This window comes from Hymenobacter qilianensis (genome assembly GCF_014489555.1).
GTDB lineage: Bacteria > Bacteroidota > Bacteroidia > Cytophagales > Hymenobacteraceae > Hymenobacter > Hymenobacter qilianensis.
The window spans coordinates 591601-603844 of the sequence record NZ_CP060784.1; the positions used below are offsets into that span (position 1 = coordinate 591601).

The following is a 12244-nucleotide window of genomic DNA, read 5'->3' on the forward strand; positions in this document are numbered from 1 at the left end:
TAGAGAAAACTCGGCACAAATAACACTAACTTCCCTAACATTGTCAAACCAACCACCCCTAATCTTGCAGGTACAAGATTACGGCCGAGCCAGTTCCCATTGGCCTCTGCAGTCCGTTGTTTTGTTCTGCTTAAGCCCGCAAGCACCCTATGAAAATGCTAACGCTGGACGTTGAGTATGACTGTGATTTTGAACTGTTTGGCCTCGTTTCATCGAGCCGGGAACATACCTTGGCCTGGACGCTGAATCAGGCCCTACGGTTGCGCTTGGTGAAGCAGCAAGACCTGATATATGACCTGCTAACAAAGGGCCGTTTAGTTATCAGCAATTATTTGTACGCCACTGAAACGCTTACTTTGCGCCTGCTGCGCAACCGCTCCGTGGACCCATCGCCATTGAAAAAGCCTTTTCTTGCTCCCGATATTAAGGAGTACGATTATCTGCTGCAGGTTAGCAATGGTTCGGGCGCCTTGGCAGCCAGCGAATTGATAGAGCAGCTTACGGCCTTACCTGCTGTTCAGTACGTATGTCAGTTCGATCCTAATGAATTGAAGTTTAAAGAAAACCTGCTGTTTTGAATAAGTAACACCAAGCTCCAGCTTGGTGTCTTGCTCACAAACATCATTCAAATTGCCCCCAACTTACTGTTTAACGATTCACCAAGCTGGAGCTTGGTGCTACCTGCTTATGGAACCTCGTCCGCATTTCAATAAAACCAAAATTGTGGCCACTGTTGGCCCCGCCTCTAGCTCTTACGAACGCTTGGGTACGCTCATCCGTGAGGGTGTGGACGTGTTTCGCCTCAACTTCTCGCACGGCGCTTACGAGGATCATCTGGCGGTAATCAACAATGTGCGTCGCCTGAACAAGGATATACGCACAAATGTGGGCTTACTGCAAGACTTACAGGGCCCCAAAATTCGTCTTGGCGACGTAGAAGGTGGCGGTGTTGAGATAAAGCCTGGCGATAAGATTAAGCTGGTGTGCGGAGAAAAAGAAATCAGCACAGCTACGCGCTTAAGCACTATTTATATGGGTCTGGCTCGCGATGTGAAGCCTGGCGATATGATTCTGATTGACGACGGCAAAATTGAACTGCGCGTGCTAGCTACCGACCGTGAGCAGGAGGTAGATGTGGAAGTAGTATACGGAGGCCTTGTGAAGCCGCGCAAAGGGATTAACCTGCCTGACTCGGACGTATCAGCGCCTTCGATGACTGAGAAGGACATCGAGGACTTGAAATTCGGGCTGGAGCACGATGTGGATTGGGTTGCCCTTTCATTCGCACGTCGGGCCGAGGATATCCGCTTTATTAAGTCGTTGATTGCAGAAAGTGGTAAGCAGACGCGCGTGGTTGCGAAAATCGAAACACCGGAGGCCCTACGCAACATCGACGAGATCATTGCGCTGACAGATGCTGTTATGGTAGCCCGTGGTGACCTTGGTGTGGAAATCAATGGTGGCGAGGTGCCGCTGGCGCAGAAGATGATTATTGAGAAGTGCAATAAGCTCGGTAAGCCAGTCATCGTAGCTACTCAGATGATGGAGAGTATGATTACTAACCCTCGCCCAACGCGTGCGGAAACCAATGACGTGGCCAACGCTGTGCTCGATGGAGCTGATGCCCTTATGCTATCCGCTGAAACAGCTGTTGGTGAATATCCGGTGGAGGTTATCCGATCGATGGTGAATACCGTTCGGAGTGTTGAAACTCATGCTCACAATATTTTCCACCGCTTCCATCCTATCGACCCAGCCGCACCGTCCTTTATGGTTGACAGCGTCCTGTCAGCGGCTGTTCACCTGGCCCGCAATACGAAAGCCAGTGCCATCACCGGTCTGACCCACCGCGGCTACACGGCTTTCCAAATCGCCAAATACCGTCCTAAAGCCGATATTTTCGTCTTCACCGACACACGCGACCTGCTGACGGTCTTAAGTCTGGTGTGGGGCGTACGCGCTTTCTACTACGACCGTATGGTGAGCACCGATAATACCGTTTCTGACATTAAGTACGTCCTCACCACTACTGGTAACCTTAAGCCAGGGGATGTATTTATTAATACTGCTTCTATGCCTATCAACGAGAAAGGCAAAACAAACATGGTGAAGGTGAGCGTGGCCTAAACTAGGAAAGCAAAAACGGAAGCTGAGCGCACCATCTCAGCTTCCGTTTATAGCTTAGCTTAATAGAAACATGAAAAGGCCCTGCACTTGCGCGCAGGGCCTTTTCTATAAAAGAGCAGAAAGCCTCTTAACTAAATTAAGCGGCAGCCAGCGAGTTCACGAACTTGGTCAGGCTCGACTTGTTGTTAGCCGCCTTGTTCTTGTGAATGATGTTCTTCTTGGCCAGACGATCCAGCATCGACGATACTTTCTTCAGCAGCTCTTGTGCTTCGGTAGCATCGGTGGCAGCGCGCAGCTTCTTGATAGCGGTGCGGGTAGATTTGGCCTGGTAACGGTTCAACACGCGCTTGGCTTCGTTGGAACGGATGCGCTTGAGGGCCGATTTATGATTCGCCATGGTATGGAAATAGTGACGTTCTGCTCGATTTAAATTTCAGTTCGGGTGGCAAAGGTAAGGCTTTTGATATAAATACCAAATACCCCCTCTCACTTTCTCTGTGTATTGGAGTATCCGCAATACACAAAACGTGCCCTGCCGGATCATAATGGTATGCATGACGAACTTTTTCTTTCAATTATATTTTAAGAAGTGGATTTTGTCTATTTTAGAGTAACACCGCCGGGCAAACGCCATTCTATAACTTTTTGGTCATGCCGCTTATTCAACACTCGCGCTATCAGCCGCCGTTTTACATGTTTAACGGCCATTTGCAGACCATTGTGCCCAGTCTGTGGCGCACGGTGCCCGATGTACGCTATCAGCGCGAACGGGTGGAAACCGACGATGGTGACTTCTTGGACCTTGACTGGTCGAGAGTAGCGGAAGGGAAAGCGGCTGACACGTTGACTATCGTCTCGCATGGGCTCGAGGGCGACGCTGGCCGGCCTTATGTGCGTGGAATGGTGCGTGCTCTCAACCGTGCTGGTTTCGATGCCTTAGCGTGGAATTACCGTAGCTGTAGCGGCGAGATGAACCGACTGCTCCGCTCCTACCACCTCGGCGACACCGACGATCTTGATTTTGTGGTGCGCTATGCCTTGGGCGTTGGCCATTACAGCCGGGTGTATCTCACGGGCTTCTCTGCTGGCGGCAATGTAACCCTAAAATATCTTGGAGAAAAGGCTGATCGTGTACCTGCTCAGGTACAGCGCGCTGCTGTGTTTTCGGTGCCAACTGATCTAAAGTCTAGCTCTCAGCATATCGCCCGCCCCGAAAACCGAGTGTATCTAAACCGATTTTTAAAAACGTTGCGAGCTAAGATGCGCCAAAAGGCTGAATTACTGCCGGGACAAGTGGATATTGAAAACTTGGAGGAGTTACGCGACTTTGTGCAGTTTGATGACCGCTTCACGGCTCCTATGCATGGATTCAAATCGGCCGACGATTACTATGAGCACTCCAGTTCAGGCCGCTATATCGAGCATATTCGAGTGCCTACCCTTATTGTGAACGCCGAAAACGACCCATTTTTGCCCCCGCCTGCTTCCCCCGCGACGCGGCCGCAAATAGTCAATTCGTGTTTTTGGAAACGCCCCGCGAGGGTGGCCACGTAGGGTTCCCCGAGGGTACTCCGGATGGCAACTACTATTCGGAGCGACGCGCTATTGAATTTTTGACTGCGGAAGTGCCAGCTTAAGCAAGATGAAGTGCCATACACCTATACAGTAGTTGCGGGCACGAAAACAACTTTCTTCGTCTCGAAAAACTCTTCCGCGAAATAGTCGCTCAGATCAAATAATGTGGCAGGCAGGCCTGCTTCGGCTATTTCTTCTGTCAAATCGCCGCCTTTTAGATAGTACAGGCCACTGGTAGCGTCGCCGGTGCGCTTGTAGCGCTGCGCAATCCAGGTGTGAAAGGTGGAGAGGCGAGCTACGGCCCGGCTCACCACGTGGTCAAATTTATGGCGTACCTGTTCAGCGCGGGTTTGCTCTGCTGTGACGTTGTTCAGATGCAAAGCCAGCGCCATTTCCTGCACGGCGTGAATCTTCTTGCCAATGCTATCAACGAGGTGAAATTTCACTTCAGGAAATAAGATGGCTAGCGGCAAGCCCGGCAGACCACCACCAGTGCCCACGTCCAGAACTGAGCTACCAGGCGCAAACTCTACCACTTTCGCAATACCCAAGGAGTGCAGCAAGTGTCGCTCTTCTAAGTTCGCTACATCCGTGCGCGCTACCAGATTCAGGCGCTCATTCCAGCTCCTGAACTCGACTTCGAGTTGCTGAAAACGCTGCCGCTGCTGGTCGGTAAGGTGCGGAAAATAATGGTTAATCAGGTCCATAGGGGGCAAAACTACAATGATGGCACGTGTGGTACTACGACTTTTTTGGTCGTAGTACCACTATTGTTAAACGACGCACACTTAAGCAAACAGCAACAACGATAGTGGTATTACAACTTTAGAGTCGTAGGATCACCCGGATACAATAAAAAAGCCCCCAGAATTACTCTGGGGGCTTTTTTTTACTAAATGATGTGCTTCTTGTTCTTCACCATGTCATACAGCAGCTCGCGGGCGCGGTGTAGCTGGGCTTTCACGGTGCCGAGCGGGGCTTTTAGCTCGGTGGCAATTTCTTCGTAGCTCAGCTCATCGAAGTAGCGCAACGTTACGAGGCGCTGATATTTATCGGGCAGCCGTGACACCACGTGCTGCATGATTTCGATTTTCTGGTTCTTAATGGCCGACTCCTGCGGGTTCAGGTTCTGGTCGCGGAAGTCGATGGTGATTTCGTCGCCGTTGTCAATCTTGATGGCCGAGTCGATGGACATCGTCTTGATCTTATTCTTGCGAATAAAGTCGATGCAGTTGTTGGTGGCTATGCGGAACAGCCAGGTACTGAAGGCGTACTCCGGGTTAAACTTGTGCAGGTTGCGGAATGCTTTGGCGAATGCCTCGATGGTTAAGTCCTCGGCGTCGTCGGGGTTGCGTACCATCTTTAGCACTACGTGGTACACAGGCTTCTTGTAAATCTGCATCAGCTCGGCGTAGGCTTTTTCGTCGCCCTGCTCAACGGCGGCTCGAATTAGCTTGAAGTCATGCTTGGCTTTGGCGGAGAATTGTTTCTGTATTTCCTGGTTGTTTACTTCCATCGGAGGGTGCGGTAGAGGAACAGTGAAATTCCCAGAGCGAGATAATTTAAAAAATAAACTGCGTCCAGAACTGGTAACAGCCAAAAAGGCAGACGGTCGGCTAAATGACGGCCGAGCTGAGCGTAGGTTGCGCTCATCGCCCCCGTGCGCACTGCCCATATGACGGCCAAAGGTATCCAATCGGGCCGGGAAAATACGAGCAAAGTTGCTGTGAAATAAAAAAGTAGATTAGTACCAATAAACGTTCCAATTCGGACCTTATCTTTCCATGAGTAGCGTGGCCCGGCCGACAAATGACGCCGCTTTTGCCGCCACCACGCCGCCCATGTCTGGGCCGGCCAACTCACGGTTTGGGCTTCTGGCCGCGTCTGCACGGCCACTCGCTGCCCTTGAGCCACGGCGTCCTGCACCAGCAAGTCGTCGTCACCGCCCAGGCGCCGCAAGTGCGACGCAAATCCTTTGGTAGCCTGAAAACAGCTTTTGGTGTAAGCCAGATTTCGCCCTACTCCCATATAGGGATTCCCTCGCCACGCGAACGACAGATACTGTGCGCCGGTCAGCAAGGTTTCAAACCGAATCAGCTTATTCAGAAAGCCCGGCGCCGGCGCATACGCTGAATAGCCGAGTACTAGGTCGGCGGGCTCAGCAAAGCCTTGTTGCATAGCGCTAATCCAATGATTTGTAGCCGGCCAGCAGTCAGCGTCGGTAAAAAGCAGGTGTTCGTAGCGGGCAACTTTAATACCCAGTGTAAGAGCATATTTCTTCGGCGACAGGTCGGCAGGCGTGGTCAGTACCGACACGAGTCGTATGTGCGGATAAAGCTGGGTGAATTGCTGAATTAAGCCGGCGGTACCGTCGTTGGAGCGGTCGTCAACTACGATTATCTCGAAGCCTGCCGGATATTCTTGCTGTACTAAAAGCGGCAGCAGATGGCGTAGGTTTTTCAGCTCATTGTGAGCACATACCACCACCGAAACCGGCTCGGCATCCTCGGCCGGTCCACTTGCAATAGGGCGGCGGGTGAAAGGCAGAAAATAATAGCCGGCGTAATAGAGCTGAACCAGCGCGCATGCCAGCAGCAGCCAAACCGCGGGCGAAAAAGGCAGTGACAAGGCGCGGGGGTCAGTGGGGGGCAAAATTAGGTATTAATCACGGGCAGCGGGCTACCTTTGTAGTCAGGAGTTAGGAGCTGGAAGCGAGGAGTTAGGAGCCAGAAAGAATACTGGCGACCAATCTCCGGCTTCTACCTCCTAACTCCTCGCTTCTAGCTCCTTTCTAAATGACCTTCGATTTAGTAGCCCACGATCCGCAGACCAAAGCCCGCGCCGGCGTGGTACATACTGCCCACGGCGCCATCGAGACGCCCATCTTTATGCCCGTTGGCACGGCTGGCACCGTGAAAGCCGTGCAGCAGCGTGACCTCACCAACGACGTGCAAGCCCAGATTATCCTCGGCAATACCTACCATCTGTACCTGCGACCCGGCCTCGACATCCTGCGCCAAGCTGGTGGCCTGCACAAGTTCAACGGCTGGGACCGGCCCATCCTCACCGATAGCGGCGGCTACCAAGTGTATTCCCTGAGCAACACACGCAAGATCAAGGAAGAGGGCGTCAAGTTTCGCTCCCATATTGATGGCTCCCAGCATTTGTTTTCGCCAGAGGGCGTGATGGACATTCAGCGTACGATTGGGGCCGATATTATCATGGCCTTCGACGAGTGCACGCCGTGGCCCTGCGAGTACGACTACGCTCGCCGCTCCCTGGATATGACGCACCGCTGGCTCACGCGCTGCATTCAGCGCTTCGACAGCACCGAGGGCCACTACGGCTACGAGCAGACGCTTTTTCCCATTGTGCAGGGCAGCACCTTCAAAGATTTGCGCATCAAGTCAGCGGAGTTTATAGCTGAGCAGCAGCGCGAAGGCAACGCCATCGGCGGCCTGAGCGTGGGCGAGCCGGCCGAGCTGATGTATGAGATGACCGAGCTGGTCTGCGATATTTTGCCCCCCGACAAGCCGCGCTACCTGATGGGCGTAGGTACGCCGGCCAATATTCTGGAGAACATTGCGCTGGGCGTGGATATGTTTGACTGTGTGATGCCTACGCGCAACGCCCGCAACGGCATGCTGTTTACCACGCAGGGCATCATCAACATCACCAATAAGAAGTGGGCCACCGACTTTGAGCCGATTGATGCCGAACTTGGGGGCTACGTAAGTACGTTTTATACGCGCGCTTACGTTCGGCATTTATTCCAAAGCCAGGAAATGCTGGGTCCGCAGATTGCGTCTATTCACAACCTTACGTTCTACCTCTGGCTGGTGAAGCAGGCGCGAGCCCATATCATCGCCGGCACCTTCCGGGAGTGGAAAGAGAAGATGGTGAAACAAGTAATGACCCGCCTCTAATTCAATTAGCATTTAACAGTGAGCAATACCGTTCTAATTCATCACTGTTCCTGTTCATTGCTAAATGTTAATTGATTGATCCGTGAAACTCCTCGATAAGTACATCCTCAAAAAATTCCTGACCGCGTTTCTGTTCACGGTGGTGATGTTGGTGGCTGTAATTTGTGTGATTGACTTCACCGAGAAGAACGACGATTTTATCAAGCATAATCTGCCGGCCAAGACGATTATCCTGGATTACTACGTCAATCTGTTTCCTTATTTCGCCAATCTTCTTTCGCCCATTACGGTCTTTATTGCCGTCGTTTTTGTGACGGCGCAGCTCGCGTCGCGCACCGAGATTGTGGCGATTCTGGCCAGTGGTATCAGTTTTCCTCGCCTGCTGGTGCCCTACGTGATGGGGGGCATTATTATCGGCGTGGCCACGTTTGGGCTGATCGGCTGGGTGATTCCGATTACCAGCAAGACGCGGGTAGAATTTGAGCGCAAGTACACGAAGCGGCAATTTCGCTTCGACCAGCGCAACGTGCATATCAAAGTAGGGCCGCGCAGCTACGCCTACATGGAAAGCTACGACAACACCAATAATATCGGCTACCGCTTCGCCTTGGAGGATATTGAGGGCACCACGCTCAAGCGCCGCCTCACCGCCGACGCCATTACCTGGGACTCGGTGAAACGCGCCTGGCGCCTCTCGCCCCAATTGGTGCGCACCTTCAGCGGGCAGAATGAAAGTCTCAAGTCTTATCCCGCCCGCGACACCACGCTCAACCTGTATCCCAAGGATTTTGCCAGCACCTACCGTCTGGCCGAAACGCTTACGCTGCCCGAGTTGAATCGCTTTATTCAGCAGAAAATAGACCGCGGCGCCAGCGACACCCAGACCTATCTGAGCGAGAAATACGAGCGTTACGCGTATCCTTTTGCCATTCTCATACTTACCGTTATCGGCGTTATTCTGAGCGCGGGCAAGTCGCGCAGCGGCGTGGGGGGCAAAATTGCGCTGGGCTTTGTGCTGGCTTTCATCTTTATCATCTTCGTGATTCTGAGCCGCAATCTGGCGGCGGTAGGCTCGTTATCGCCGTTACTGGCCGCCTGGATTCCCAGCATGGTGTTCACCGTAATCGGCTTTGTTTTGTATCGATTGGTGCCCAAATAAACAGGCGTTTATTACCGCCTCCCGATAAAAAAGCCCCCCAACCTATGCTCAAAGATTACCTGCGCCTACACTTTATTGTTTTGCTGTGGGGCTTCACGGCTATTCTGGGGAAGCTTATATCAGTGCCGCCGGTGGAGTTGGTTTTCTGGCGTACGCTGCTGGCTACCACGGGCTTAGGGCTGTTGCTTACCCTTAAAAAGCAAAGCGTGCGCATACCACTCGGTCAGGTCGTACGGCTGCTTAGTGTGGGCTCGTTGGTGGCCGTGCACTGGATTACCTTTTTCCTCGCCGCCCGCCTTTCGTCTGTGAGCGTGTGCCTGGCGGGCATGGCTACGCTGGCGCTCTGGACCTCGCTGCTGGAGCCCCTATTGCTGTGGCGCCGCATACGTGGCTACGAGGTTTTTCTGGGTTTGCTGACGATGGTGGGCCTGTATCTGGTGTCGCAGGCCGAGTTCGATCAGCTTCTGGGGTTGGCTGTTGCTATTCTCTCGGCGGGCTTGTCGGCGTTGTTTAGTGTGCTTAATGTCAAGCTGGTAAAGCAGCACTCGCCCCTGCGCCTGACGTTTTATGAGATGATGGGCGCCTGCTTATCCATCGTGCTGTTCTTCCCGATTTACAGTTTGTACTTTACCGAAGGCGCTGGCTTGCAGCTGGCCCTGGTTTCCTGGGATTGGCTGTGGCTGCTGGTGCTGGCTGGCGTATGCACCGTGTATGCTTTCTCGGCTTCAATTGAGCTGATGAAGCGCCTATCGGCTTTCGTTATCAACCTGACTACCAACCTGGAGCCCGTGTACGGCATCGTGCTGGCCGTTATCATTTTTGGGTCGGAAGAAAGGATGTCGGGGGGCTTTTATCTGGGTACGCTCGTCATTCTGTTCAGCGTCCTGATTCATCCCGTGCTCGACCAGTGGAATCAGCGGCGCCAGCGACCAGTTACCGTCGTGTAGATCCAGGTTTTTACAACACCCCGCTCCACACCAGATAATCGGACGCAACGGGCATGCTGGGGGGCATTTCTTTACCCGGAAACAGCCCATACACCGCCGAGCCCGAGCCTGACAGGCTAGCGTAAGCAGCACCGGCCTCGTACAATGCCGCCTTCAGCTCGCCCAATACCGGATAATGCGGGGTTAGGGCATCCTCAAAATCGTTGCTAACGGTATCGCGCCACGTTTCCATGGGCCGCGCCAGACTCGTGCGCAAATCGTGGCGCGGCGTTCGGGGGGTTACACGGGCGTAAGCTTCGGCCGTGCTGATGTGCAGATTTGGGTAGATAACCTTGCAGGCCACACCCGCCAAGCTTAGACTTATCGGCGCGAATACGTCGCCTTTTTCGTGGGCAAATACGGGTTTGTTTTGAATGAAGAAAGCACAGTCGCTGCCGAGGCGCCGGGCGTAATCTTCCAGCTTTGCGGGGGCATTTTCAACTCAAACAACTCGTTCAGCGCCCGCAGCGCGAAGGCTGCATCGGCCGAGCCGCCACCTAAACCAGCGCCAATGGGCACTATTTTATGCAAATGCATCTGCACGGGGGACAAATTGAAATCGGCCCGCAGCAACTCGTAAGCCCGCCAGCACAGGTTGGTGTGAGGCTCGCCCGGAATGGGAATGCCAGTCAGCGCCAGCGAATCCGATTCGGCAGGCAGCACTTCCAACGCGTCGCTCCATGGCAGCGGCACGAATACCGATTCGAGGTCGCGAAAGCCGTCGGGGCGCAGGCCAGTGATGTATAGGCCAAGGTTGAGCTTAGCATTCGGAAAAACGAGCATAGAGAGTAGCGTTGGCGTTGACTGCCGGGTTCATCAGTTTGTTGGAAAAGCTTTAGCGCTTTCGAATCGTTGGCAGGAAATAAGCCAAGGCCCAAACCTACTTTAAACCACGAAAGCTTACGCTACGAACGCCCCAGAAAACAATAAATTTGCCTTAGCTCAACTCCTTCTTCTATGCCTCACCCGCCGCCCACCGATTGGTACCAAGCCTGGGGCAAGCGCCTGCTCGATGTGGTGCTGGCCGCGCCGCTGCTGCTGACCGCGCTGCCGCTGCTGCTGCTGGCGGGGGGCTTTTTGGCCGTGCAGAACGGGGGGCCATTTCTCTTCCGGCAGCAGCGCCCCGGCTTGGGTGGGGGGCTTTTTTGGCTGTATAAACTCCAGACCATGACCAGCCAGCGCGACGCTCACGGCCAGCTTCTGCCCGATGCCGCTCGGCTGCCGCGCCTAGGCCGCTGGCTGCGCGCTACTTCCATGGATGAGCTGCCCCAGCTTTGGAATGTGCTGCGCGGCGACCTGAGCCTGGTTGGCCCGCGGCCGCTGCTGCCGGATTATCTGCCGTTGTACTCACCCGAGCAGGCCCGGCGCCACAGCGTGCGCCCCGGCCTGACGGGCTGGGCCCAAGTAAACGGGCGCAACACGATCAGCTGGGAGCAGAAATTCGTTTACGACGTATGGTACGTTGAACGCGTATCTTGGCGCTTGGACCTGCTTATTTTAGCGCGCACTGTGCGTCGGGTGCTTGGTGCTCAAGGCATTAATGCTCCCGGTCAAGCCACCACCGAAGCCTTCCGTGGCTCCCCCGCTCCCACCGTTGCCGACAATTCAGCCTCATGACCAAGCTTTTTTTCTCTGAATACGAAGAAACTGACCAGCATCCCATTACGCGTCCTTTGGCTATTTTCGGTGCCGGTGGGCTAGGCCGCGAAGTGCTGATGCTGATTCATCAGATCAACGCATACGAGCCCACCTGGCACATTACCGGGTTCTACGACGACGTGCGCCCTCCGGCAAATTCCATTCATGGAGTACCGTACTTAGGTACCGCCACCGACCTGAATGCCGTAACCGAGCCGCTGCACGTGACGATAGCTGTTGGAAACAGCCGGAGCCGGGCCAACGTGGTAGAAAGGCTTACATCGTCACAACTCTCCTTCGCTACGCTCGTTCACCCGGCGGTCGCCCGTGAGCCTTACCAACAGGTTGAGGTAGGCGTAGGCTGCATTATCAGCCAGGGCTGCATTCTCACTTGTGATATTGTGTTGGGCAAGCACGTGCTTCTCAATCTCGGCTGCACCATTGGCCACGATGCCGTATTAGGCGATTTTTGTTCGCTCATGCCGCACGCTAACATTGGCGGGGCAACTTACCTGGAAACGGGCGTTTATTTGGGTACCAATGCCACCGTTATCGACCGGGTGCGTGTGGGTGCCCACGCCATAATCGGGGCTGGAGCAGTAGCTGTCCGCGATTTGCCCCCCAGCTGCACTGCCGTTGGTGTTCCGGCCTCCGTGATTAAGAGGCACTCTGTTTGAGTGCTTACTAAATAACTCGGCCCGCATACAGAAACGAACGTCATGCAGAGCGGCAGCGAAGCATCTCGCGTGTTTACTAGGTTGCAAATCCTGGGTCAGTACGCGACATGCTTCGCGGTGCTCGGCATGACTGTCGTTTGAACTTCAGCTGAGCTC

General features: G+C 54.0%; 14 protein-coding genes. 8 read left to right on the forward strand and 6 right to left on the reverse strand.

Going from position 1 to position 12244, the window contains the following annotated elements:
* The first annotated feature begins 149 nt into the window (after positions 1–149).
* Complete coding sequence (locus H9L05_RS02695; protein ID WP_187310620.1) at positions 150–578, forward strand: IPExxxVDY family protein; 429 nt, start codon at positions 150–152, stop codon at positions 576–578.
* Positions 579–687: 109 nt separating this feature from the next.
* Positions 688–2127, forward strand: coding sequence for a pyruvate kinase (pyk, locus tag H9L05_RS02700; protein WP_187732926.1), 1440 nt, complete (start codon positions 688–690; stop codon positions 2125–2127).
* A gap of 136 nt (positions 2128–2263) precedes the next feature.
* Here the strand turns inward: pyk and rpsT are convergent, their stop codons facing one another.
* Positions 2264–2524 (reverse strand): 30S ribosomal protein S20, encoded by a 261-nt coding sequence (gene rpsT, locus H9L05_RS02705; protein ID WP_084444338.1) that lies wholly within the window; start codon positions 2522–2524, stop codon positions 2264–2266.
* 254 nt (positions 2525–2778) lie between these two features.
* On the opposite strand from rpsT, the gene H9L05_RS02710 reads away from it, so the two are divergent.
* Positions 2779–3681: a YheT family hydrolase gene (locus H9L05_RS02710; protein WP_317175081.1), complete on the forward strand. Its 903-nt coding sequence runs from the start codon at positions 2779–2781 to the stop codon at positions 3679–3681.
* Between the two features lie 104 nt (positions 3682–3785).
* Here H9L05_RS02710 and rsmG read toward each other — a convergent pair whose 3' ends face one another.
* The 3 genes from rsmG to H9L05_RS02725 form a co-directional block, all read right to left on the reverse strand.
* On the reverse strand, positions 3786–4409 hold the full coding sequence (rsmG, locus tag H9L05_RS02715; RefSeq protein ID WP_187732927.1) for a 16S rRNA (guanine(527)-N(7))-methyltransferase RsmG: 624 nt from the start codon (positions 4407–4409) through the stop codon (positions 3786–3788).
* Positions 4410–4594: 185 nt separating this feature from the next.
* Positions 4595–5218: an RNA polymerase sigma factor gene (locus H9L05_RS02720; protein ID WP_084444334.1), complete on the reverse strand. Its 624-nt coding sequence runs from the start codon at positions 5216–5218 to the stop codon at positions 4595–4597.
* Complete coding sequence (locus tag H9L05_RS02725) at positions 5209–6330, reverse strand: glycosyltransferase (RefSeq protein ID WP_187732928.1); 1122 nt, start codon at positions 6328–6330, stop codon at positions 5209–5211. The genes H9L05_RS02720 and H9L05_RS02725 overlap by 10 nt, the downstream gene beginning before the upstream one ends.
* A 167-nt stretch (positions 6331–6497) precedes the next feature.
* Here H9L05_RS02725 and tgt point away from each other — a divergent pair, with 167 nt between their 5' ends.
* The 3 genes from tgt to H9L05_RS02740 all read left to right on the forward strand — a co-directional run bounded on the left by tgt (position 6498) and on the right by H9L05_RS02740 (position 9734).
* Complete coding sequence (tgt, locus tag H9L05_RS02730; RefSeq protein WP_187732929.1) at positions 6498–7628, forward strand: tRNA guanosine(34) transglycosylase Tgt; 1131 nt, start codon at positions 6498–6500, stop codon at positions 7626–7628.
* 82 nt (positions 7629–7710) lie between these two features.
* A complete protein-coding gene (locus H9L05_RS02735) occupies positions 7711–8787 on the forward strand; it encodes an LptF/LptG family permease (RefSeq protein WP_187732930.1) in 1077 nt (358 codons plus the stop codon).
* A gap of 44 nt (positions 8788–8831) precedes the next feature.
* Positions 8832–9734, forward strand: coding sequence for a DMT family transporter (locus tag H9L05_RS02740; RefSeq protein ID WP_187732931.1), 903 nt, complete (start codon positions 8832–8834; stop codon positions 9732–9734).
* Between the two features lie 10 nt (positions 9735–9744).
* On the opposite strand, the gene H9L05_RS25740 is transcribed toward H9L05_RS02740, so the two are convergent.
* On the reverse strand, positions 9745–10077 hold the full coding sequence (locus H9L05_RS25740; protein WP_317175082.1) for a 4-(cytidine 5'-diphospho)-2-C-methyl-D-erythritol kinase: 333 nt from the start codon (positions 10075–10077) through the stop codon (positions 9745–9747).
* 17 nt (positions 10078–10094) lie between these two features.
* Complete coding sequence (locus tag H9L05_RS25745) at positions 10095–10556, reverse strand: 4-(cytidine 5'-diphospho)-2-C-methyl-D-erythritol kinase (RefSeq protein WP_317175083.1); 462 nt, start codon at positions 10554–10556, stop codon at positions 10095–10097.
* 174 nt (positions 10557–10730) lie between these two features.
* Between H9L05_RS25745 and H9L05_RS02750 the strand changes: the two genes are divergently transcribed.
* A complete protein-coding gene (locus H9L05_RS02750) occupies positions 10731–11390 on the forward strand; it encodes a sugar transferase (RefSeq protein WP_187732932.1) in 660 nt (219 codons plus the stop codon).
* Positions 11387–12088, forward strand: coding sequence for an acetyltransferase (locus H9L05_RS02755; RefSeq protein ID WP_187732933.1), 702 nt, complete (start codon positions 11387–11389; stop codon positions 12086–12088). Before H9L05_RS02750 ends, H9L05_RS02755 begins: the two co-directional genes overlap by 4 nt.
* The last annotated feature ends 156 nt before the right edge of the window (positions 12089–12244 follow it).

Coding starts and splice junctions, on each gene's coding strand:
- H9L05_RS25745 (WP_317175083.1), bottom strand. CDS start 10,556: ATGCTCGTTTTTCCGAATGCTAAGCTCAACCTTGGCCTATACATCACT.
- rsmG (WP_187732927.1), bottom strand. CDS start 4,409: ATGGACCTGATTAACCATTATTTTCCGCACCTTACCGACCAGCAGCGG.
- H9L05_RS02755 (WP_187732933.1), top strand. CDS start 11,387: ATGACCAAGCTTTTTTTCTCTGAATACGAAGAAACTGACCAGCATCCC.
- H9L05_RS02695 (WP_187310620.1), top strand. CDS start 150: ATGAAAATGCTAACGCTGGACGTTGAGTATGACTGTGATTTTGAACTG.
- H9L05_RS02720 (WP_084444334.1), bottom strand. CDS start 5,218: ATGGAAGTAAACAACCAGGAAATACAGAAACAATTCTCCGCCAAAGCC.
- H9L05_RS02710 (WP_317175081.1), top strand. CDS start 2,779: ATGCCGCTTATTCAACACTCGCGCTATCAGCCGCCGTTTTACATGTTT.
- pyk (WP_187732926.1), top strand. CDS start 688: ATGGAACCTCGTCCGCATTTCAATAAAACCAAAATTGTGGCCACTGTT.
- rpsT (WP_084444338.1), bottom strand. CDS start 2,524: ATGGCGAATCATAAATCGGCCCTCAAGCGCATCCGTTCCAACGAAGCC.
- tgt (WP_187732929.1), top strand. CDS start 6,498: ATGACCTTCGATTTAGTAGCCCACGATCCGCAGACCAAAGCCCGCGCC.
- H9L05_RS02750 (WP_187732932.1), top strand. CDS start 10,731: ATGCCTCACCCGCCGCCCACCGATTGGTACCAAGCCTGGGGCAAGCGC.
- H9L05_RS02740 (WP_187732931.1), top strand. CDS start 8,832: ATGCTCAAAGATTACCTGCGCCTACACTTTATTGTTTTGCTGTGGGGC.